This is a genomic window from Streptomyces sp. NPDC091279 (assembly GCF_044757465.1).
Classification (GTDB): domain Bacteria; phylum Actinomycetota; class Actinomycetes; order Streptomycetales; family Streptomycetaceae; genus Streptomyces.
Genome location: NZ_JBIVVA010000019.1, coordinates 66072 through 87837, shown reverse-complemented (window position 1 = coordinate 87837; position 21766 = coordinate 66072). Strand labels below are relative to the sequence as shown.

Here is a 21766-nt window from a genome sequence, read left to right as displayed (position 1 = left end):
TCCTTGTGAGATGGCGATGCGGGAGACAGCCGGGGGGGGAGGCGGGCCGGGATCAGCGGTCGGAGTCCGACGGCTTCCAACGGAAGATGCGGCTCTCGGCGAACGTCAGCAGGCCCTCGGCGACGAGCGCGACGACAGCAAGGATGACCATGGCGGCGTACACCCCGGCCGAGTTGAAGGTGCCCTGCGACTGCGCGACGAGCAGGCCGATGCCCTTGGTCGCGCCGATGTACTCGCCGACGATGGCGCCGATGAGGGCGAAGCCGAAGCTGACGTGGAGGCTGGTGAAGATCCACGAGGTGGCGGACGGGATGACGACCTGAAGCGTCACCCTGCGGTCGCTCGCGCCGAGAATCCGCGCGTTGGCGACCAGGTTGCGGTCGACCTCGCGCGCGCCCTGGAAGGCGTTGAAGAACACCGGGAAGAAGACCAGGACGACGGCCGACGCCACCTTGGAGGCGGGCCCGAGCCCGAACCAGATCACAAAGATGGGCGCGAGGACGATCCGGGGAATTGAGTTGAGCACCTTGATGTATGGACCAAGTACATCGGCGAGAAAGGTGATCCGCCCCAACGCAATACCGAACACGACACCCGCGATCACACCGAGAATCCAGCCGAGCAGCGCCTCGTACAGCGTGTACCAGACCTGCTCGCCCAGGGAGCCGAGGGCGGTCCCGTGGAGCACCCAGGTGTAGATCTGGTCCCAGATCTTCGACGGCATCGAGAAGTTGAACGTATCGATCACGTTGGCCCGGGAGAGCACCTCCCACAGACCGAGCACGACGATCAACAACAGGGCCCGCACGGTCCCCACGATGATCGTGCGTCTGCGGGCGGCACGCGCGCGTGAGTGTGCGCGATCGGTCTTCTCGGGCCCGACGGTGGCCGGCGCGGCCGCGGTCTCGGGCAGGGTGTCAGGAGACATGGGCGGCGCCTCTCTCGCGGGTGATGCGGACCTCTTCGCCGAGGGACTCCCAGATCTCGCGGTAGATCTCGATGAACCGCGCCTCAAGACGCACTTCCTCGACCCGGCGCGGGCGGGGCAGATCGATGTCGAAGACGTGTTTGACGGTGGCGGGCCCGGCGGTCATGACAACGACCTTGTCGGCCAGCGCGATCGACTCCTCCAGGTCGTGGGTGACGAACACGACGGAGGAGCGCGTGCCCTCCCACAGTTCCAGCAGCTCGTCCGACATCAGGGCCCTGGTCTGCACGTCGAGCGCCGAGAACGGCTCGTCCATCAGCAGGATCTCGGGGTCGTTGACGAAAGTTGCGGCGAGGGCGACGCGCTTGCGCTGGCCGCCGGAGAGCTGGTGAGGGTAGCGGTCCTCGAAGGCGGTGAGTCCGACCCGGGCCAGCCACTCGCGCGCCTTCTGCCTCGCCTCCGCCTTGGGCACCCCTCGGAAACGGGGACCGGCCATGACGTTCGACAGGACCGTGCGCCAGGGGAAGGTGGCGTCCTGCTGGAAGACGAAACCGACCTTGTCGCCGACGCCGTTCACCGGCTCCCCGGCGACCAGGACTTCCCCCTCGGTGGGCTCCTCCAACCCGCTGACCAGCGTCAACGTCGTCGACTTGCCGCAGCCCGTGGGGCCGACGACCGCCACGAACTCCCCACGCCCGACCGTGAGGTCCAGGCCCCTGACCGCCGTGTGCAGTCCCCCGGACGGTGTCCTGAACGTTTTGCTCGCGCCCCGCAGCTCGATGGCGGGGCTGATGTCTGCGCTCATGAACCGGACCGTAGAAGTGATGCGGGCCACAACATCAGCCTTATGGGCGCATGCCGTTCTTTTGCCTGCAACAGCCTGTTGTGCTCGTTCTGCTCGCGTTACAACAGCGGAGCCGAAACAGGGGCTTGACGCCCGCATGGCCTTGACGGAAAGAGGCCCGATGATTGACGTCCTGGTGGTCGACGATGACTTCCGCGTCGCCGAGATCAACGCCAAGTACGTGGGCAAGGTTCCCGGTTTCCGGGTCGCCGCCCGCGCGCACAACGCCGCCCAGGCACTGTCCCACGTGCAGCGGGGGACGATCGACCTCGTCCTCCTCGACCACTACCTGCCCGACCAGACCGGGCTCCAACTCATCCACCGGATGCGGGAACAGGGCCACGGCACCGACGTCATCATGATCACCGCGGCCGGCGACGTGACGACCGTCCAGGCCGCGATGCGCCTGGGCGCCCTGCACTATCTGGTCAAGCCGTTCACCTTCTCCGCCCTGCGTACCCGCCTCGACTCATACGCAGCCCTGCGCCGTACCGTCGAACGTGTAGGAGGCGGCGGCGTCGCGGGCCAGGAGCAGGTGGACCGGATCTTCAGCGCCCTGCGCACCACGGCGGCGCCTTCCTCACCGGGCCTGCCCAGCGGGCACTCCGAGCCCACGACCGACCTGATCTGCCGCGTCCTCCACCGCGCCCCGCACCCGCTCTCGGCCCACGAGGTCGCCGCCGAGACCGGCCTGAGCCGCTCCACCGCCCAGCGCTACCTGCGCCACCTCGAACAGGCCGGCCGTCTCCTCCTCACCCTGAAGTACGGCGACATCGGCCGCCCGGAGCACCTGTACGCGTGGGTGGCGCCGTAACCCACGGCAGCCACCCACAGAGCGATGCAACGACGCTGAGGAACGCGTCCGCTAGACGGCTCCCGCTCCGGTCAGTGAACGCACCTCGGTCTCGGCATGCTTGGCCTCGTCGGCGATCTGGGCGGAGGTGACCGTGCCGAGCCAGCCCGCGACAAAGCCGAGCGGGATCGACACGAGTCCCGGGTTCTGGAGTGGGAAGTACTGGAAGTCGACCCCCGGGAACAGGGACTCCGGGCTGCCCGACACCACCGGGGACAGGACCACCAGCAGTAGCGCGGGGACGAGTCCGCCGTACACCGCCCACACCGCGCCCCTGGTGGTGAACCCTCGCCAGAACAGCGAGTAGAGCAGCACCGGCAGGTTCGCGGACGCGGCGACCGCGAAGGCCAGGCCCACCAGGAAGGCGACGTTGAGGTCGCGGGCGAGCAGCCCGAGCGCGATCGCGACGACGCCGACACCGACCGCGGCGACCCGGGCGACGGCCACCTCGCTGCGCTGTTTGGTGTGACGGCGTCGCAGGGAGGCGTACAGGTCGTGTGCGACGGACGCCGAGGAGGCGAGGGTGATGCCGGCCACCACCGCGAGGATGGTCGCGAAGGCCACGGCGGCGACGATCGCGAACAGCACGGTGCCGCCGGTGGAGTTGGTGCCGCCTCCGAGGTCGAGGGCGAGCAGCGGAACCGCGGTGTTCCCGGCCGCGTTCGACGCGCGGACCGCGTCCGGTCCCACGATCGCCGCCGCTCCGAAGCCGACCACGATCGTCATCAGGTAGAAGCCGCCGATGAGTCCGATCGACCAGAGCACCGAACGGCGTGCGGCCCTCGCCGTCGGCACGGTGTAGAAGCGGGACAGGATGTGCGGCAGACCTGCCGTGCCCAGCACCAGTGCGAGCCCCAGGCTGATGAAGTCGAGGCGGGCCGTCCAGTCCCCGCCGTACTTCAGCCCCGGTACCAGGAACGCGTCCCCGTGTCCGCTGCGCTCGGCCGCCGTGAACAGCAGTCGGCCGAAGTCGCCGTGGAACCGCACCAGGACGAGTGCGCTGAGTGCGATCGTGCCGCCGAGCAGCAGAACCGCCTTCACGATCTGAATCCAGGTGGTGGCCCGCATCCCTCCCAACGACACATAGATCACCATGAGTGCCCCGACGCCGACGACCGTCCAGTCCCGGGCCGCGCCGCTCGTGCCCCCGAGCAACAGCGCCACCAGGCTGCCCGCGCCGACCATCTGCGCCACCAGGTAGAGAACGGACACGGTGACCGAAGAAGTTCCCGCCGCGATGCGTACCGGCCGCTCGCTCATCCGCGCCGCGACGACGTCGGCGAGTGTGAACCGCCCGCAGTTGCGCACCAGTTCGGCGACCAGGAACAGCACGACCAGCCATGCCACCAGGAATCCGACGGCGTACAGCAGGCCGTCGTACCCGAAGAGCGCGATGAGCCCGGAGATGCCCAGGAACGACGCGGCCGACACGTAGTCGCCCGCGATGGCGAAGCCGTTCTCCATCGGCGAGAAGAGCCGCCCGCCCGCGTAGAACTCCTCGGCCGAACCGTGCCGTTTGCGGCTCACCACGGTGGTGATCCCGAGCGTGACGGCGACGAACGCGCTGAACAGCACGAGCGCCAGCGTCTGGTGATGCCCCGTCATGAGACACCGCCTTGCACGGTGCGCGTCAATTCCTGGGTGTCCCAGCGCAGTTCGAGTGCGGCCCGGTCCCGCCGCAGCCGCGCGTGCCGGGCGTAGGCCCACGCGAGGACGAAGGTGCTGAGGAACTGCCCGAGTCCCGCGACCATCGCCACGTTCACCGAACCCACCACATGTACCGCCATCAGACCGGGTGCCGTCGTCGCCAGCACCACGTAGCCCACGTACCAGGCGAAGAAGGCCGCACAGGCGGGCACCACGAACCCCCGGTACCTGTTGCGTACTTCCTGGAATGCCGCGCTGCGCTGCACCTCAAGGTAGATGTCGGCCGTGGCGGCGGCCCTCTCCTGGGCCGTCGTAGGCGGCGGTACGACCTCGGGTGTCGGCAAGGACGCGGGGCCTCCTGGCCCGGCCAACTCGCCCCAGCCTGATGCCAGTGCGTCGTACCCGGGGTCGTCGTGCCCGGCTCCTTCGGACGTCTCGATGGGGGTGCGCTGACGGCCCACCTGAAGTGGGGCCGAACTCTCGGCTCCCCCGCCTCCGCGGGAGCGACCATTACGTGACTGCATACTCAAGGATGGACAGAACGGGAAGATCCCCGACACATCTTCCTGGGCTTCTTCACCCCAACAGGTGACTCAATTCGCTGAGGGGTGGGCGAGTCCCTTGACGTATGCGTAGCGCACCGCCTGCGCACGGTCTTTGAGCCCCGTCTTCGCGAAGAGGTTGTTGATGTGCGTCTTCACTGTCGCCGTCGACACATGGAGTCTGCGGGCGATCTCCTGGTTGCTGAGGCCTTCGGCGATCAGCGCCAGGACTTCGACCTCTCGTGTGGTCAGTCCGTCGGGCGGCTCGGCGGCCACCACCGGCTGCGGCTCCGGCTCGGAAAGCCGCTCCAGCAACCGTCGTTGGATGCTCGGCGACAGGCCGGCGTCCCCGGACAGCACGCTCCGCACCGCCCGCACGATCTCGTCGCCGCCCGCGTCCTTGGTGAGATATCCCCGCGCCCCCGCGTGCAGCGCCGGGAACAGCGACTCGTCGTCCCCGAACGTCGTCAGCACCACGACCTGCGTCCCGGGGTACTCCGCGCGGATGCGCCGGGTCGCCTCGACTCCGTCGCACCGGGGCATGCGCAGGTCCATCAGCACGACGTCCGGGGCCAGTTCGGCCACCAGGCGCACGGCCTCGATCCCGTCGCTCGCGGCGCCGACGACCTCGATTCCGGGCAGCAGCCCGAGCAGCATCACGATGCCCTCACGGACGACGGTCTGATCGTCCGCGACCACCACGCGGGCCGGCATCTCCGCCTCTGCCGTCATGCAGGCACCCTCAGCGTCACCACGAACCCCTCCTCACCCGGCCCTGCCTCCAGCGAACCGCCCAGCAGCTCGGCACGTTCGCGCATTCCGAGCAGACCGTACCCGGCTCCCGCCGCGGCCAGTTCGCCCGGCGGCCCCCCCGAATCCCGTACATCGAGGGTGACTTGATGTGCCCCGTAGTCCAATCGCACCGTCACCTGGGCGCCCGGCGCGTGCTTGCGGACGTTGGTCAGGGCCTCCTGGGCGACCCTGCGCACCGCCTGTGACGCCTCGGCCGCCAAGGGTCTGCGTTCCCCCGTAATGGTGGCCTCGGCACCCCCTGTAGTGGCGACCAGTTGGGTCAGGAAGTCCTCCAATGGGGTCAATTCGCCCCGCAGCGCGGACAGCGCCTGCCGTGTCTCGTCGAGGCCGTCCCGGGCCATGCCGCGCGCTGCCACGACCCGGTCGAGAATCTGTTCCCGGTCGGCGCCCCGCTCGATCAGCAGGCGGGCCGCCTCCAGGTGCACGAGCTGCGCCGACAGGCTGTGGGCCAGGACGTCGTGGATCTCCCGCGCGATGCGGGCCCGCTCGGCGAGCGCCGCCGACTCCGCTTCCGCCGCCCGCGCGGCCCGCTCCTGGGCGAGCAGCCGTTGTGCCGTGCCTCGGGCGTCGGCGTCCAGGCGGAGCGTGTATCCGCCGAGGCCGAGGGCCGCGCCCGTGACGAGGGTGGTCAACGGGCTGTCGTTGTTCACCGCCCCGTACAGGCCCAGTGCCACTCCGGCGACGGGGAGCCCGAACGCCAGCGGCAGCCGCTCCAGTGCGACGACCGCGCAGCCGCACCAGGCGACGAGGGCCAGGACCTGGAATCCCGAGGTCTGGGCGAGCACGCCGACGCCCTCCGCGAGCGCCACGAGGGCCAGGGACGGCCACAGCCGGTGGCGGAACGTGGTCCGGTAGAACGACCAGCCGAGGAGAGCCGCCAGCAGAACGACGCCGACGCCCACCAGCATCTGCCACCCGTGTGCGTGGGTGCTGGTGAAGGTGCTTCCCAGCAGTACGCCGAGCACGAGCAGCCGCACGGTCCAGGCGAGCAGCCGTCGGTGCGGTGAGAGTCCCCTCCGCCCGAGCGCCTCCGGCGAGGGCCAGCGTGTCCACGCGTTCCGTGTCACACGCGCTCCTTCCAGGCGGGGCGGGCCTTGCGGTCACCGTATGCCGGGCCGGTTCCCGATGCCGGGGCGAGGGACTGGGAGCGCCAGAACAGGATTCCGGAGCGGACGAGGAGGGTGGCGGCGAGGGCGACGAGCAGGGCCGAGCTGTGCTGCTGGACGCCGAGGGCCGAGCCGAGGGCGTAGAGGCCGACGCGCAGGGCGATGCCGACGATCCAGACGGTCACGCTCGTCCTGGTGCTCTTGCTCCACACGGTGCCGTCGGGTTCCGTCCAGATCCGGGTGGTCCAGGCCCAGCCGACTCCGGTGGCGAGGCCCACCAGCAGCTCCGCGGCGAGCAGGGTGACGGATGTCGTGGCGTGGTGGCTGTCGATGAGGCCGGGTTCGCGCAGCGCCACGAAGCCGAGGATCACCGGCAGGAGCCACCAGCGGCTTCCGGTGCCTATGCGCTGTGCGCGGAACTGCCGCACCAGGACCAGTACGACGACCGCCGCGATCACGAGCACGTTGACAAGCCCGGACATCAGAGCCTCCGTGAGCGAGAGGTGAGGTGTCGGCAGCGGGTGCTGTCGACACCTCAGACGCTACGGAATCTCGCAGGTCAGCAGATCGGAGCAGGGGTGGATGGTGGGTGGAACCCGCGCCGCCGCGTTCTCCACCCACGGGTGGAGTTCGGCTCAGGGGCAGGCCGGGTGGTCATCAGGGTCGGGGGCGGGATCGGGGGCCGAAGCCCGGCGCCCGCCCCTCCTCCCGGGCCCGCCCCTCCCCTGTCGAGCGCGGTGGCTAGGCGTCGATACGTGAGCGGTCCAGCGTCGCCGCCGAGCTGGAGATGAACTCCTTGCGTGGGGCGACGTCGTTGCCCATCAGCAGGTCGAAGACTCCTTCGGCCGAGTCCAGGTCGGAGAGATTGATCCGGCGCAGCGTGCGGTGGCGCGGGTCCATCGTCGTCTCGGCGAGTTGGTCGGCGTCCATCTCACCGAGGCCCTTGTACCGCTGGATGGAGTCCTTGTACCGGACGCCCTTGCTCTGGAACTCCAGGAGCTTGTCGCGCAGCTCGCGGTCCGAGTAGGTGTAGACGTACTTGTCCTGGCCCTTCTTCGGCTGGACCAGTTCGACGCGGTGCAGTGGCGGGACGGCGGCGAAGACCCGTCCGGCCTCCACCATGGGCCGCATGTAGCGGTGGAAGAGCGTGAGCAGCAGGGTCCGGATGTGCGAACCGTCGACGTCGGCGTCGGTCATCATGATGATCTTGCCGTAGCGGGCCGCGTCGATGTCGAAGGTCCGGCCCGAGCCGGCTCCTATGACCTGGATGATCGCGCCGCATTCAGCGTTCTTCAGCATGTCGGTCACGGACGACTTCTGGACGTTCAGGATCTTGCCGCGGATCGGCAGCAGCGCCTGGAACTCGGAGTTGCGGGCGAGCTTGGCGGTGCCGAGCGCGGAGTCGCCCTCGACGATGAACAGTTCGCTGCGGTCCACGTCGTCGCTGCGGCAGTCCGCGAGCTTCGCGGGCAACGACGAGGACTCCAGGGCTGTCTTGCGACGCTGGGCGTCCTTGTGCTGGCGGGCCGCGATGCGGGTGCGGGCGGCGGCGACCGCCTTCTCCATGACGACGCGGGCCTGTGCGGCGGCGTCTCGCTTGGTGGACGTCAGGAACGCCTTGAACTCCTTGGAGATCACGGTGTTCACGATGCGTCGGGCCGCCGAGGTGCCGAGCACCTCCTTGGTCTGCCCTTCGAACTGGGGTTCGGCCAGTCGGACCGTGACGACGGCGGTGAGGCCCTCCAGGGCGTCGTCCTTGACGACGTCGTCCTCGGCGACGCGCAGCAGCTTCTTGGCGCGCAGCACCTCGTTCATGGTCTTGGCGATCGCCTGTTCGAAACCGGCGACGTGGGTGCCGCCCTTGGGCGTGGCGATGATGTTGACGAACGACTTGAGCGTCGTGTCGTAGCCGGTGCCCCAGCGCATGGCGACGTCGACGCCGAGTTCGCGGGTGACCTCGGTGGGTGTCATCTGGCCGTGGTCGTCGAGGACCGGGACGGTCTCCTTGAAGGTGCCCTGGCCGGAGAAGCGGAGTACGTCGCAGACCGGCTTGTCGCTGGCCAGGTACTCGCAGAACTCGCTGATGCCGCCATCGAAGCGGAAGGACTCCTCGCCCTTGCTTCCGCCGTCGCCGAGGCCGAACTCGTCGCGGACGACGATAGTCAGGCCCGGCACCAGGAAGGCGGTCTGGCGGGCGCGCTGGTGCAGGTTGTCCAGGGAGAGCTTGGCGTCCTTGAGGAAGATCTGGCGGTCGGCCCAGTACCGCACGCGCGTGCCCGTACGCGCCTTGGTGATCCTCTTGACCTTGCGCAGCCCGCTCGTGGAGTCGAACGCGGCATCGGGGCCGGCCGCAGCGAAGGCGCCCGGCACACCGCGCCGGAAGCTGATGGCGTGGGTGTTGCCGCTGCGGTCCACCTCGACGTCCAGGCGGGCGGAGAGGGCGTTCACCACGGAGGCGCCGACGCCGTGGAGGCCGCCGGAGGCGGCGTAGGAGCCGCCGCCGAACTTGCCACCGGCGTGCAGCTTGGTCATCACGACCTCGACGCCGGACAGCCCCGTCTTGGGCTCGACGTCGACGGGGATGCCCCGCCCGTTGTCCCGCACCTCCACCGAGCTGTCGTCGTGGAGGATCACCTCGATGTGGTCGCAGTAGCCGCCGAGGGCCTCGTCCACGGCGTTGTCGATGATCTCCCACAGGCAGTGCATCAGACCGCGACTGTCGGTCGATCCGATGTACATGCCCGGGCGCTTGCGTACGGCCTCTAGTCCTTCGAGGACGAGGAGGTGCCGCGCGGTGTAGTTGGAAGCGTCCCGGTCTGCTCCTGCCAGCAGCGCTGTGGACGGCACGGACGTCTCGGCGGTCACGCGGTTCGCTCCTCGCTGAATTTCAGATGGTGCCCTTCTGGGTAAGGGCGCGGCTTGGTTCGCCGCCAAGAGGGTACCGAGGCCTGGTAGAGCCGTTGTAACGCCACCCTCGTCTCGTCTTCAGACTAGTCCAGCGTCGCATGCCTGTTCGATCCCTCGTTGGGGTGAAGTACATATCACGTTCCCTTCGGGGCATGAACCATTTAGGCTCCGGGCACGTCCTCAACAACAACCGGCAAGCCAGCCGGGACGACGGACGCTGACAGACAGCAAGATCTGTAACACTCATGGACACGCAATACGGCACATTCGCCGCCACCGGCAGCAGTCAGCCGGCCTCGAAAGATTTTTTTCGAGGAAAGGCCCCGAGCGGGAACGTTTGGGGGCTGGTTGGATGTTGACCCTGGTACGACAGCTCGTCGAGCTAGAGAAGAGGCGACGTGACTACTGTTCTGACCCCCGCGAGCCCGCTGACGGCCGCCGATCGCTGCGACCGCTGCGGCGCCCAGGCATACCTGCGCGTCGTCTTGCTCAGCGGCGGCGAACTGCTCTTCTGCGCCCACCACGGGCGCAAGTTCGAGCCGGAACTCAAGAAGATCGCCGCTGAGATACAGGACGAGACGGAGCGCCTGACGACCATTCCGGCATCCACCTCCGAAGAAGAGCGCTGACACTCGCATTCCACGACGAGCCAGCTCCGGCCCAGGCCGGCGACACGGGCGGCGCGGCCCCTGTTCATCAGGGACCGCGCCGCCCGCGCTCGTATCCGGATGCCCTCTCAGGCGCCGTCAGAGCCTCCCAGGGGCTCTGCGGCGTCCACCGTGCGCCCCTGCGCCTCGACCGCCTGCACGGCGGCTGAGACGCGCGTGTAGACCCCTGGGCTGCCCGCGCGACCGCAGCCGCTCCCCCAGGACACAAGGCCGATCAGTTTGCCGTCGGCGACCAGCGGCCCGCCGCTGTCCCCCTGGCAGGCGTCCCGGCCTCCGGAAGCCTCCCCGGCGCACAGCATGCTGTCGGCCTGATAGGTGCCGTCGGCGCTGCCGGGGTAGGCCGTCCGGCAGCGCGCGTCGGGCAGCACATGCACGCGTACGGCATGCAGCGTGCGCGCATAATCACCGCCCCCTGTGACGTCGCCCCAGCCGGTGACCTGAGCGCTCGTCCCGGTCCGGTACGCGGGGTCGCCGTCCGGCGCCATGCCGATGACCGCGTTCTGGGACACAGGGTCGGCGAGGGTGAGCACGGCGAAGTCGCCCGCGTTGCTCTCGCTGTTGTAGCCGGGATTCACCCAGACGTCGCGGACCCGGATCTCGTGCCCCTGGTCGGACACCAGGTCCGTGCGGCCGGTGATGACCTTGAGGTCGTTCACCTTGTCCGGTGGCGCGCCCAGGACGTCCTCGCCCATGCAGTGGGCGGCGGTGAGCACCTTCGTACGGTCGATCACCACGCCCCCGCAGAACTGTCCCGCTCGGGTACCCCCGAACCGGTCACGGCTGGACAGGGCCACCGTCCACGGGGCTTGCGAGACATCGATCGGGAACCCGCCGACGACCACGTCGGCGGAGACGGGCGCGGCCGACAGCAACGGTATGGCGGTGATCGCGGCCATCAGGACCAGCGGCCGGGCCAGTGCCCGGACAAACGGACGGCGCATGCACGCGCTCCTCACTCTGGGGTGGTCATGAGACACCCAGGGTGGTCCCTTCCGTCGTCCCGCGCACCCGCGCACGGACGCCGACGGCCCGGTTCCCCCGAAGGGGAACCGGGCCGTCGGCGTCGTAGCGGCGCGACCTAGTCGAGGTAGTCGCGCAGCACCTGGGAACGCGACGGGTGGCGCAGCTTCGACATGGTCTTCGACTCGATCTGGCGAATGCGCTCGCGGGTGACGCCGTACACCTTGCCGATCTCGTCGAGGGTCTTCGGCTGACCGTCGGTGAGACCGAAGCGCATGGAGACGACACCGGCCTCACGCTCGGAGAGGGTGTCCAGGACGGAGTGAAGCTGCTCCTGGAGAAGCGTGAAGCTGACCGCGTCGGCCGGGACGACCGCCTCGGAGTCCTCGATGAGGTCGCCGAACTCGCTGTCGCCGTCCTCGCCCAGCGGGGTGTGCAGGGAGATCGGCTCGCGGCCGTACTTCTGGACCTCGATGACCTTCTCGGGGGTCATGTCGAGTTCCTTGGCCAGCTCCTCCGGGGTGGGCTCGCGGCCCAGGTCCTGGAGCATCTGGCGCTGCACGCGCGCGAGCTTGTTGATGACCTCGACCATGTGCACCGGGATACGGATGGTGCGGGCCTGGTCGGCCATCGCGCGCGTGATGGCCTGCCGAATCCACCAGGTGGCGTACGTGGAGAACTTGTAGCCCTTGGTGTAGTCGAACTTCTCGACCGCGCGGATCAGGCCGAGGTTGCCCTCCTGGATGAGGTCCAGGAAGAGCATGCCGCGACCGGTGTAGCGCTTGGCCAGGGAGACCACCAGACGGAGGTTGGCCTCCAGGAGGTGGTTCTTGGCGCGGCGGCCGTCCTCGGCGATGATCTCCAGCTCGCGCTTGAGCTTCGGGGCGAGCTTGTCGGCGTTGGACAGCTTGTCCTCGGCGAACAGACCGGCCTCGATGCGTTTGGCGAGTTCGACCTCCTGCTCCGCGTTGAGCAGGGGGACCTTGCCGATCTGCTTGAGGTAGTCCTTGACCGGGTCGGCGGTGGCGCCCGCTGCGGCGACCTGCTGGGCCGGGGCGTCGTCCTCGTCCTCGTCGGAGAGTACGAAGCCCGCGTTCTCGGTGCCTTCGGGCTCGTCGCCGGCCTTGGCCGGGGTCTCCTCAAGCACCTCTTCCTCAAGGACCTCGGCGTCGTCCTTCTTGCCGCCGGCCTTCTTCGCCACCGTCTTCTTGGCGACGGTCTTCTTCGCCGTGGCGGCGGTCTTCTTGGCTGCCGTCTTCTTGGCGACGGCCTTCCTGGGAGCGTCGCCCTCGGCGGAGTCCTCGGCGGCGGGCACCGCGGGGGCGGCGGCCTTCTTGGCGGTCACCGTCTTGGTCGCGACCGTCTTGGTGGCGGTGCGCTTGGCCGGACTCTTCGCTGCGACGCTCTTTCGGGTGCGCTTGGGCTCCGCGGCACTGACCATCAGCGTCACACCCTCTTCCTCGAGGATCTGGTTGAGGCTGCGCAGTACGTTCTTCCACTGAGTGGCCGGAATCTGGTCAGCTTCGAAGGCCCGACGCACATCGTCGCCGGCGATCTGCCCCTCGGCCTTTCCCCGCTCAATCAGAGCCATGACAGAGACGGACTCGGCGATCTCCGGCGGGAGCGTACGGGATGTGCTGGCCGACACGAACAACCTCTCGGAACGTTGAAAAACGGCTTCCGGCCCCGTCCACAGCGGACAGGAGCCGACCACCGGCTTACGGATGGGCCGACGGTGCGGGCGGTTGCCGGGAGGATGCACAGCGCCGAAACCGGCGTCCGTATTCCCTCCTCGGCGGTCACCTCTTAGGTCATCGCGCAGCTTCGATGAGCGTTACGCCCAACCTGCGTGGCCCGAGTCACACCCCGTAAGCGCTCAAAAACGGTCAGATACGGGCAGAGGAGGTCGCACGGCATCGGGTTCAGGGCATCCTCGCCGCGCCACCCCGAGGCGCCGTCGGGCCCCGCAGCACCCCGAGAGGTTCTGCGGGGCCCGACGGGACCCGCGGCAGCGACGGCGTGAGGCCGAGGGGCGGCCCCGGGCACGCCACCCATGGTGGGGGGTCAGTGCTCGCGCGGGGCGGGCACCACGCGCTCCACATCGGGGTGGACGGTGAGCAGTTGACGCATGGCGACCTCGGCCGCCGCACCGTCGCCCGCGGCGAGCGCCTCGACGATCCTGCCGTGGCACCCCAGGGAGGCTTCGTTCGGGCGGTCGCATCCGGTGACGGGGCTGCCGGAGACCTGGAGCGCGGCCGAGACGATCCCGGAGAGGTGCTCCAGCATCCGGTTGCCCGCGAGCTGGATGAGCAGGGAGTGGAATTCGGCGTCCGCGCGGGAGAAGGTCAGGGCGTCGCCCTGGGCCATGGCGTGGCCCATGATCTCGACCATGTCGGCGAGCCGCTGCTGGACGTCCTCGCGCCCGTGCCCGGCGGCCAGTCGCGCGGCGAGCGGTTCGATGGTCCAGCGCAGCTCGCTCAGCTCACGGCGCTGGTCGTCGCGCTGCGGTCCGAACGCCCGCCATTCGATGATGTCGGGGTCGAGGAGGTTCCAGTCGCTGACGGGACGCACGCGCGTGCCGACGTTCGGGCGGGCGCTGACCAGGCCCTTGGCCTCAAGGACACGGAGCGACTCGCGGACGACGGTGCGGGACACCTCGAAGCGCTGGCCGATCTCCTCGGGCACCAGCGGGCGGTCGGCGCCCAGGTCGCCGGAGACGATCATCTGGCCCAGCTGTTGGACGAGTTGGCCGTGCAGCCCGCGCCCGCGGCTGCCCGCGGCCCGTCGGCCGACGCGGCCCAGATCGGACTCCCCGCCCTCCCAGGAAGGGATGCCGACGCGGTCGGGGCCGGGCGCGTCGGCGTAGGGGTAGCGGTCGAGTTCGCCCGGGCCGGCGAGACCGGAGTCTGCGGAGCGGGCGGCGGTCATCATGGTGTGCGCAAGGGTACTCACGAGACCTTTGTCGGCGCTGTCTCCAACTCCCTTGAGGTCTTTGGTGAAAAGCACACGAAAGGGTGATCGCTCACCCCGTCGCAATTGACGACTAATCGGACAGAAATGGGCTTTCCCAGGGGAGTTGCGCACAGGGGCACGCCCGAGGGGTGCGAAGGACCGTCATCGGACCCTGCTCCGCAGGGTCGTCAGCAGGTACGCGCAGAGCAGGACGGTGACCGACAACACCAGCGCGCTGCCCACGGGTTGGGCGAGGACACGTGCGGCGGCGACCATGTACCGCTCCCCGCCGAACGGCCACTGCATCAGCAGCAGCTCACGCAGCCGCAGCGGGAATCCCGCCGCCGTCCGCACCGACGGTCCTTCCAGCGCCTTGTGCACGAGTGGAACGACGGCCACCGGAACGGCGAGAACCGCCGCGAGCCCGGCCGTGGTGGACCGGAAGACACCGGCGGCCAGCACTCCGGCCCAGGCGCATCCGATGACGAGCCCGAGCCAACTCGCGCTCGACGAAAGCCAGTCGGCGGGAACTTGTGCGAGCTCCCGTCCGTAGACGAGGTAGAGCATTTCGGCGTCGCAGCCGATCGTGAGGAAGGCCAGCGTCGTCGCGGTGGCCGCGGCGACGACGAGCTTCGCGACGAGCAGCCCCAGCCGCCGGGGCACGGTGCCCCGGTCCGCCGCCAGCGCGGGGTGGCGGAACTCATCGCCGAAGGCCAGCGCGCCGAGCAGCCCGGCGCCGAGTGCCGCGGGCGGCAGGGGCAGCTGCTGGGGCCACGCGGCCAGCAGACGGGCCTGCGGGGTGTGTCCGACCCGGGCCAGCAGTACGGCGGTGAGGGCGGACGTGACGAGGACGGCGGCGCCGACGAGGAACCCCGTGCCGATCCCGGCGGCGCGGCGGATCTCGTAGCGCAGGGGGCGGAGCGGGCTGGGCGCGGAGCGGACCGAGATGGGGGGCGGGAGGGACGGGAGGACGTCGAGGGTGCGTGGACGGGCGGTGCGTCGGGGGCGATCCGGGCCCTGCGCGTCCGAGCCGCTCTCGGTGCGGGGGGCAACGGTGGCCCCGGGGGTGGGCAGTTGTGGAGCTTCGCCGGGATCTTCGAGCGTGGCGTCCGGGGCGAGGGCCTTCGGCGTCGCACGGGGTTCGTGGGTGACCGGCGGCGCCGGTGACGTCTCCGGCGGCAACGTCTCCTCGGCGTCCGTCCCGGCACCGGGGCCCATGTCGCCGATCTCGTCGGCGAGTTGGTGGACGAGGATGCCGTGGCGGAAGGCGGTCTCGCCGACTTCGGCGCAGGTACCGCCGTACACGGAGAGGCGGTTGCCGCCCTCTCGGACGACTTCGACGGAGCGGTGGGCGGTGCGTGCCTCCTTGGCGAGCAGGGCGGCGAGGCGGGTGGCGTGCGGGCTGCGGACCACGACGCGGGGGCGCAGCCGGGTGCGGGCGAATTCGGTGGCGTCCTGGTCGGCGACGACTCTGCCCTGGTCCAGGGTGACGACCCGGTCGGCGCTGCGGGCCGCCTCCTTGGGGTCGTCGGCGGTGAGCAGGACCGTGCCGCCTTGGACCGCGTGGGCGCGCAGCATGCCGTGCAGCCAACGGATCTCGCGGGCGGAGAGCCCTTCGGCGGGGTGGTCGAGGACGAGTGTGTGCGGGTCGGAGAGCAGGACGCAGGCCAGGCCGAGGCGCCGGTCCATGCCGCGGGAGAGGGTGCCGAGGCGTTCGTCGCGCAGGCTGACCAGGCCGACCACCTCCAGGACCTCGTCGGCGCGGCGGACCGTGACGCCGGCGGCGGCGCACAGCATGCGGAGGTGCCCTCGGACGGTGCGGGCCGGGTGGCCCGGTACGTCTCCCAGCAGGACGCCGACCTCACGGGAGGGGTGGGCGATGCGGTGCAGGGGGCGGCCCCTGAAGTAGGTGATGCCACGGCCCTGTTGGAGTTCGAGCATGAGTCTGAGCGTCGTCGTCTTGCCCGCCCCCGTGCTGCCGAGGAGGGCGGTGACATGCCCGGCGTGCGCTTCGAAGGAGACGTCGTCGACGGCGGGCGGAAGGTCCTTGCGGGGGTTGCTGGTCAGTCCGAAGGCCTGGATCACCCGCAGCAAGATAGCGCGCTATGACCAGAAATCTGGTCATAGTGACCAGATTTCTAGTCACACGGCACCAGCCCCGAGCACGGCGGCGACCGGTGCGACGGTAACCGCGTTCGGTACTCGTTCCTGATCCCGGCTCCGCAGCGTGCCCCGGGCCGGGTCCTCACACTTCGGGGCGCAGCATGGGCGGGTTGAGGAGGGTGGCGCCGCCGGCTCGGAAGAGCTGGGCCGGGCGGCCGCCCTGCCGGGTGGTGGTTCCACCGGTCGGGACGAGGAAACCCGGTGTGCCGGTCACCTTGCGGTGGAAGTTGCGCGGATCGAGGGCCACCGCCCACACCGCCTCGTACACCCGGCGCAGTTCACCGACCGTGAACTCGGTGGGGCAGAAGGCCGTGGCGAGCGAGGAGTACTCGATCTTGGAGCGAGCGCGTTCCACACCGTCGGACAGGATCTGTGCGTGGTCGAAGGCGAGCGGCGCCACCGGTTCGCCGTCGCGCCCGTGGCCGCCTTGGAGGAGTTCCTCGACCGGAGCCCAGCGCGCGTTGCTGGCGTCGCCGCCCGCCCTGGGGGCGGGCAGGTCCGGGGCGAGTGCCAGGTGGGCAACGCTGACCACGCGCATCCGGGGGTCGCGCCCGGGATCGCCGTAGGTCGCGAGCTGTTCCAGATGCGCGCCGTTGTCCTGGACGGGACCGGCCGGTTCGTGCGCCCGCAGCCCGGTCTCCTCCGCCAGTTCCCGTGCGGCGGCCTGTGCCAGGTCCTCGTCGGCCCGCACGAAGCCGCCCGGCAGCGCCCAACGCCCCTGGAACGGTGACTCGCCCCTGCGAATCGCCAGCGCACACAGAGCATGACGGCGCACGGTCAGCACGACCAGATCCACGGTGACGGCGAACGGGGGGAAAGCTGACGGGTCGTAGGGCATGCGGCGATCATAGTCGTCTGCTTGACGATAAACACTCCCTTCGTCGGCCCTTCGGTGGCTGATCCCGCCCGACCCGGCGGAGGCCTCTACGGTCACCGTGGGTCGGTCCGGAGCGTCGGCCGTATACAGGTCCCTTCCAGCTCACACCCCCAATTGCAGGCCGTCGGCCGCCTCTTCGACCATGGCGAGGCCGAGTCTGCTGACCCGCACGGAGAAGGGTGCTCCGGCGACGCGCAACCCCGTCAGGTTGATCTCGCCCAGCGGCATGCCGGGCCAGGGGTGCAGCGCGACCTTCCCCGCCGGGGTGTCCGGCCGGATTCCCGCGAGCGTGGTGACCAGGAGCACCCCAGCTGCCGCGGCGGTGGCGGCGGGACGGCATGCCGCCGGGTGCAGGAGGGGAGCGCTCCCTTCGGTGCGCTGTTCGCCCGCGTACATCTCGGGCAGCCGGTGGCCGAAGGCGGCGGACGCGGCGAGTGCGCCACGCAGCAGCGAGGACGCCTCCTTCTCGTAACCGGCGGACGCGAGGCCCGCGACCGCGACCGCCGTCTCGTGGACCCGCACAGCGCCGCCGCGATGGCCGAAGGGGTTGTAACCGGTCTCCTTCGCGCCCAGTCCGCGCAGTCCCCAGCCCGAGTCCATGGCCGGGGCGCCGAGCAGTCTCGCGAGCTGCCCGGTCTGTACTCGGTCCAGCAGGCCGGGGGCGAGTCGGCCGCCGCCCAGCAGACCGGTGTCCAGAAGGTGGGCGGCGGTGCCGACGAGGTGCGGCACCGGCGTTCCGTCCGGCAGCCGGGCCGCCGCCGGTCTGCCTCCACTCCGGTCGTCGATCCAGAAGTCCGCCCGGAACGCCTCCCGCAGCCTCTTGGCCCACTCCCGCAACTCGGCGGCTCCCGGTCTCCCGCAGGCCTCCAGCAGATCGGCGCCCAGCAGCGCGGCCCGGTGGGCGTGTGCCTGGGTCTCGCACCGGACGGGTCCGCCCGGCTGGGGGTCGCAGAGGTAGGTGCCGTCGCCGACGTTCGTCAGCAGCCAGGACAGGCACCGCTCGGCGGCGGGCAGCAGCTCCTCCACGTCGGGTTCGGGCAGCCCCCAGCGGTGGGCCTCCGCGAGGAGGGCCGGGAACAGCAGCGTGGCCTCGGTCCCGGTGCAGCTCGGCGGGAGCCGCGTACCCGCGTCCCGCCTCGCCCCGGGGATCATGCCGGACCTGCCATCCGGTCCCCGGAGTTGGGCGCGTGCGAGGGTGCGCAAGGTGCCGGCGGCGAGTCTGGTCCCGAGGGGCAGCGTCATCCGGGCGGCGGCGAGCGCCTCGGCCGGAGCCAGACCGCAGCGCCAGGGCGCTCCCGCCGCGAGGTAGGTGTCCATAGGGTGTGCCGGGTCGCGCAGGAGCAGGGCCTGGAGATCCTCGATGCTCGTGCGCAGGAGCTGCTGGATTCCGGGGTCGTCGCCGGAGGCGTGCGCGGTCGCGAGCGGGCTGGTCGCCGAGCGGGCCACCGTGCGCAGGGGTGCCTCTCCCTCCTGCCGTACACGGAGTTCGAGGGTGCGGCTGCCGCCCGGGGGCAGTTCGAACTCCCAGCGCAGCAGCCCTGTGGCGGCCAGCATGTCGGTGGGTGGGGGGTCCGTGGTGACGGTCGAGGTCGCGGTGGGACCTGACCAGCGCAGGCCGGAGTCGTGCACGCTGGCGGGCAGTTCGGGCCCTGAAGTGCCGGAGGCGATCGCGCCCAGGTCGGCCAGGTCCGTGCCCAACGCCATCTCGATCGGCACGCGCAGGGGGCGGGAGGTCGAGCTGCTCAGGGTGATCAGCTCGGTCCCGTCCGCGTGCCGGACCCGTTCGACGACCACGTCCGGGTCCGGACCACCGAGCGGCGAGGTGCGCAGGGTGCCGACGAAGCGGGCTCGGTCGGCACCTGCCATCCGGGCCTGGACGGCCACCGGTTCGTACCCGGCCACCCGGAGCCGGCACCGGGACAGCAGGCGCCGGCCCGAGCGGTAGAAGCCCTCCAGCCCCTGGCCCGTCAACTGGCCCTGCTCCGTGGAGATCGCGAGTCCCGGAAGGCCGACGCAGATCAGGACCGTGTGCGTGGCCGGCAGACCCACGGACCGCCTGGGCGGCGGGACAGGTCCCGTCGCCGACGCGGTGCGGGACGGGGACGCGGTTCTCTGCCGGGGAGCCCCGAACAAGCCACGGGACGCTGTCAGGGGCGGAGAGGGCGGCGGGGCCTGGTGTGCCAGGCCGACCGGCGCTCCGCCCGGTGGGGATGACGCCGCACCCGGCCAGGATGACCCGAGTGACCTTGTCGAGGAGGGCTCCCGGGGTTCGGCCAGGCTGCCTGTTCGTTCCGGCGCCGCGACCCCGGCCCAGTACGGCCTGGAGGACCGTGCGGGCGTGGAATCCCGGTCGTTGGTTGGTCCGGAGGTCCGGCCGCCGGACGTGAAGCTTCGGTCGGTGACCGGTCCGGAGGAAGTCGGTGATCCGTCGGTGCCAGGGGCGTCGTCGGCGGAGAAGGGAGAAGTCGGCTGATGCATGAGGAGGCTTCTTCTGCGCTCTCTGCGCCTTGGGCGGATACGGCGCCAAGTGAGGAGTTCCGGTCGGGCGAGGGCGGTACGGCAGCAGGGCCCGGCCGAGGGTTCCGCCACTCAGGTGAACGGAGCGGACCTCCTCCGGGTCACGCCCTTGACGTCCCGGCCCTGCTGGACGGCGCTGTCGGTGCACCTCACTCCCGTCGGTTCCCGGCCCCGCCGGGCGCGCGGGCGCGCTGCGGACTTCGACGCCGCCCGTCGAAGCCGCCTGCGTCCGGGCCCTGCTCACGCCCCGTCCTCGGCTCCGTCGACCGCCGGGCGGGTGTCTCCGGAGCGGCCTTCGCAGCGCTGTGCGACCCCCTTCCGCGGGGTGCTCGGGCGCGTACCACCGGCCCGCTCACCACCGGGGTGCGTACCGCCGGCCCCCGGGGAGCCAGGTGTACGCGGGCGCGGGATGCTCGCGCCGTTCCCGCGAACGTTCGACCTCGGGCGGGGCTGCGTGACACCCGCGCGGGTCCAGCGTCGGCCGTGGGAGCGCTCCGGCGTCGGCATGAAGTCGGCCGCGTCAGCCGACGGCAGCTCCGTCTGCTGCTCCACCCCACCGCCGGACTGCTCCGGTACCGCGAGTGCCGGGTACTGCACTCCGGTCTCTCGGCGGCCCCGCCGTCCCGTGCGGAGACAGCGGCGGATGGACTCCGGGTCGAGCCCCTCGTTGCAGGCCTGGTGGAGCAGTCGGGCGAAGAGATATTCGGGGTCCGCGCCCAGGGCCATGGCCAGGGCCTCGCGGGCTTCCAGTTCGTCGCCGGTGGACCAGGCGACCCAACCGGCGAGGCTCAGCGGCGCCGCCGCGTGCTCGGCGTACGGGCCGACACAGCGGCGGGCCAGGGCTCGCCAGAGCCGGAGGGCCGGGCCGGCCTCGTCGCCCTCCATCCATTCAGCCGCGTGATCGCGGGTCACCCGGTCCTGGAGGCCGAGGATCAGGGTCGCCGCCTCGTCGTGGCCGATCAGGTCGTCGTCGCGCATGTCGGCCGGGAGAATCCCGGACACGGCCGGGGCTCCGGCGAGGCGGCGCATGACGCGCTCGGCCAGATCCAGGGTGTCCGTGGCGACGTCGGCTCGGTCGCTGTCGTCCAGAATCCTGGGGATCAGCGCCATACCGGCGGCGTCCAGAGCCGTCTCCTGCTCCAGCGCGGCAGCGGTCTCCCAGGGTTGCAGCCTCACCCGCAACTCACGCAAGGTGCCTCGCACCTGGAGGCCGGCGTAGGTGGCGGCGGCTGCCAGCACGGACGTACCGGGCAGGCCCATCGGCAGGCCCGTGGACGGACAGCACTGGCTGTCGCAGGAGTAGGACCAGAAGCGGCCGTCCGCGATGCACAGTGCCTCGACCACCGGCACGTCGAGGTCGCCGCACGCGAGACGCAGTTCCTGGGCAAGGGGTTGCAGTCGTCGCATGACCTCCTGCCCCGTCTCTCCCCTCGCGGGCTCCTGGCAGAGGTAGACGACCATCTGCTCGGGCCGTGCGCCCCTGCGCTCGCTGCCCGTCACCAGGCCGTGGACCAGTTGGCGGGCCGCCGAGGCCCAGTCGTCCGCGTTCGGCGGAATGCCGAGTCGGGCCCGGCCACCGAACCTGCCGCGGACGTCCTTCTCGTGCAGGGCGACCAGCACCATGCTGTCCTCGGGTCGGTACCCGAGGAGATAGGGCAGGGCATCGGCCAGCTCCGCGGGCGTGCGCAGGGTGATCTGGTGTCCGGCGCCGTGGCCGACGTAGGCGGTCGGCTCGGTGTACGTCTCGGGTCGGGCAGCGGCGCCGTGTCCGTCGTTGGCCTCGTACTCCCCGTGTCCGGTCGTCTTGCCGTTTTCGGATGATCCAGTGGTTTCGCCGTGATTCGTCATGCGCTGACGATCTCGCGGACCTGAGAATCTGGTGCGGCCTGTGGAAAAGTCCGGCCAGGAACACGACAACCCGTCACCTGCCCAACAGCTCTGACCTGCGGAAAGACCCATCCGACCGTCCCGTTGAAAGTCATACCGGGC

At 70.5% G+C, this 21766-nt stretch carries 17 protein-coding genes; 2 read left to right on the top strand and 15 right to left on the bottom strand.

Translation table 11 applies throughout. The features are described 5' to 3' along the window. Positions 1 to 52: 52 nt before the first annotated feature. Positions 53 to 928, bottom strand: coding sequence for an ABC transporter permease (locus tag ACIQOU_RS34490; RefSeq protein WP_401543794.1), 876 nt, complete (start codon positions 926 to 928; stop codon positions 53 to 55). Further along, positions 918 to 1733: an ABC transporter ATP-binding protein gene (locus ACIQOU_RS34485; protein WP_401543792.1), complete on the bottom strand. Its 816-nt coding sequence runs from the start codon at positions 1731 to 1733 to the stop codon at positions 918 to 920. Before ACIQOU_RS34485 ends, ACIQOU_RS34490 begins: the two co-directional genes overlap by 11 nt. 160 nt (positions 1734 to 1893) lie before the next feature. Between ACIQOU_RS34485 and ACIQOU_RS34480 the strand changes: the two genes are divergently transcribed. Then, positions 1894 to 2586: a response regulator gene (locus ACIQOU_RS34480; protein WP_401543789.1), complete on the top strand. Its 693-nt coding sequence runs from the start codon at positions 1894 to 1896 to the stop codon at positions 2584 to 2586. Positions 2587 to 2637: 51 nt separating this feature from the next. On the opposite strand, the gene ACIQOU_RS34475 is transcribed toward ACIQOU_RS34480, so the two are convergent. The 6 genes from ACIQOU_RS34475 to ACIQOU_RS34450 all read right to left on the bottom strand — a co-directional run bounded on the left by ACIQOU_RS34475 (position 2638) and on the right by ACIQOU_RS34450 (position 9598). Then, complete coding sequence (locus tag ACIQOU_RS34475; RefSeq protein ID WP_401543786.1) at positions 2638 to 4230, bottom strand: cation acetate symporter; 1593 nt, start codon at positions 4228 to 4230, stop codon at positions 2638 to 2640. Further along, positions 4227 to 4796, bottom strand: a complete 570-nt coding sequence (locus ACIQOU_RS34470) for a DUF485 domain-containing protein (protein ID WP_401543881.1) — start codon at positions 4794 to 4796, stop codon at positions 4227 to 4229. The genes ACIQOU_RS34475 and ACIQOU_RS34470 overlap by 4 nt, the downstream gene beginning before the upstream one ends. A gap of 69 nt (positions 4797 to 4865) precedes the next feature. Next, complete coding sequence (locus ACIQOU_RS34465) at positions 4866 to 5546, bottom strand: response regulator (protein ID WP_401543783.1); 681 nt, start codon at positions 5544 to 5546, stop codon at positions 4866 to 4868. Continuing rightward, on the bottom strand, positions 5543 to 6694 hold the full coding sequence (locus tag ACIQOU_RS34460; RefSeq protein WP_401543780.1) for a sensor histidine kinase: 1152 nt from the start codon (positions 6692 to 6694) through the stop codon (positions 5543 to 5545). The genes ACIQOU_RS34465 and ACIQOU_RS34460 overlap by 4 nt, the downstream gene beginning before the upstream one ends. Next, the gene (locus tag ACIQOU_RS34455) at positions 6691 to 7215 is read right to left on the bottom strand and encodes a DUF1453 domain-containing protein (RefSeq protein ID WP_401543777.1); all 525 of its coding nucleotides are present in this window, start codon (positions 7213 to 7215) and stop codon (positions 6691 to 6693) included. Before ACIQOU_RS34455 ends, ACIQOU_RS34460 begins: the two co-directional genes overlap by 4 nt. Positions 7216 to 7474: 259 nt before the next feature. Further along, entirely contained in the window at positions 7475 to 9598 is a 2124-nt protein-coding gene (locus ACIQOU_RS34450; protein ID WP_401543774.1) for a type IIA DNA topoisomerase subunit B, read from the bottom strand. Between the two features lie 440 nt (positions 9599 to 10038). Here ACIQOU_RS34450 and ACIQOU_RS34445 point away from each other — a divergent pair, with 440 nt between their 5' ends. Continuing rightward, positions 10039 to 10269, top strand: coding sequence for a hypothetical protein (locus tag ACIQOU_RS34445; RefSeq protein WP_401543771.1), 231 nt, complete (start codon positions 10039 to 10041; stop codon positions 10267 to 10269). Positions 10270 to 10376: 107 nt separating this feature from the next. On the opposite strand, the gene ACIQOU_RS34440 is transcribed toward ACIQOU_RS34445, so the two are convergent. The 7 genes from ACIQOU_RS34440 to ACIQOU_RS34410 form a co-directional block, all read right to left on the bottom strand. Further along, positions 10377 to 11249 carry a serine protease gene (locus ACIQOU_RS34440; RefSeq protein WP_401543768.1) on the bottom strand — a complete coding sequence of 291 codons (873 nt, stop codon included), beginning with the start codon at positions 11247 to 11249 and terminating at the stop codon, positions 10377 to 10379. A gap of 137 nt (positions 11250 to 11386) precedes the next feature. Beyond that, on the bottom strand, positions 11387 to 12916 hold the full coding sequence (locus ACIQOU_RS34435) for an RNA polymerase sigma factor (RefSeq protein ID WP_401543765.1): 1530 nt from the start codon (positions 12914 to 12916) through the stop codon (positions 11387 to 11389). A 416-nt stretch (positions 12917 to 13332) separates the two neighbouring features. Then, on the bottom strand, positions 13333 to 14220 hold the full coding sequence (locus ACIQOU_RS34430; protein WP_401543762.1) for a FadR/GntR family transcriptional regulator: 888 nt from the start codon (positions 14218 to 14220) through the stop codon (positions 13333 to 13335). 162 nt (positions 14221 to 14382) lie between these two features. Next, positions 14383 to 16305: an ATP-binding cassette domain-containing protein gene (locus ACIQOU_RS34425; RefSeq protein ID WP_401543760.1), complete on the bottom strand. Its 1923-nt coding sequence runs from the start codon at positions 16303 to 16305 to the stop codon at positions 14383 to 14385. A gap of 160 nt (positions 16306 to 16465) precedes the next feature. Then, positions 16466 to 17221 (bottom strand): NUDIX domain-containing protein, encoded by a 756-nt coding sequence (locus ACIQOU_RS34420; protein WP_401543757.1) that lies wholly within the window; start codon positions 17219 to 17221, stop codon positions 16466 to 16468. Positions 17222 to 17362: 141 nt separating this feature from the next. Beyond that, on the bottom strand, positions 17363 to 19309 hold the full coding sequence (locus tag ACIQOU_RS34415) for a glycogen debranching N-terminal domain-containing protein (protein WP_401543755.1): 1947 nt from the start codon (positions 19307 to 19309) through the stop codon (positions 17363 to 17365). Positions 19310 to 20017: 708 nt separating this feature from the next. Next, a complete protein-coding gene (locus tag ACIQOU_RS34410; protein ID WP_401543752.1) occupies positions 20018 to 21625 on the bottom strand; it encodes a DUF4192 domain-containing protein in 1608 nt (535 codons plus the stop codon). Positions 21626 to 21766 lie beyond the last annotated feature (141 nt).

Coding starts and splice junctions, on each gene's coding strand:
- ACIQOU_RS34440 (WP_401543768.1), bottom strand. CDS start 11,249: ATGCGCCGTCCGTTTGTCCGGGCACTGGCCCGGCCGCTGGTCCTGATG.
- ACIQOU_RS34490 (WP_401543794.1), bottom strand. CDS start 928: ATGTCTCCTGACACCCTGCCCGAGACCGCGGCCGCGCCGGCCACCGTC.
- ACIQOU_RS34420 (WP_401543757.1), bottom strand. CDS start 17,221: ATGCCCTACGACCCGTCAGCTTTCCCCCCGTTCGCCGTCACCGTGGAT.
- ACIQOU_RS34475 (WP_401543786.1), bottom strand. CDS start 4,230: ATGACGGGGCATCACCAGACGCTGGCGCTCGTGCTGTTCAGCGCGTTC.
- ACIQOU_RS34455 (WP_401543777.1), bottom strand. CDS start 7,215: ATGTCCGGGCTTGTCAACGTGCTCGTGATCGCGGCGGTCGTCGTACTG.
- ACIQOU_RS34485 (WP_401543792.1), bottom strand. CDS start 1,733: ATGAGCGCAGACATCAGCCCCGCCATCGAGCTGCGGGGCGCGAGCAAA.
- ACIQOU_RS34480 (WP_401543789.1), top strand. CDS start 1,894: ATGATTGACGTCCTGGTGGTCGACGATGACTTCCGCGTCGCCGAGATC.
- ACIQOU_RS34410 (WP_401543752.1), bottom strand. CDS start 21,625: ATGACGAATCACGGCGAAACCACTGGATCATCCGAAAACGGCAAGACG.
- ACIQOU_RS34465 (WP_401543783.1), bottom strand. CDS start 5,546: ATGACGGCAGAGGCGGAGATGCCGGCCCGCGTGGTGGTCGCGGACGAT.
- ACIQOU_RS34470 (WP_401543881.1), bottom strand. CDS start 4,796: ATGCAGTCACGTAATGGTCGCTCCCGCGGAGGCGGGGGAGCCGAGAGT.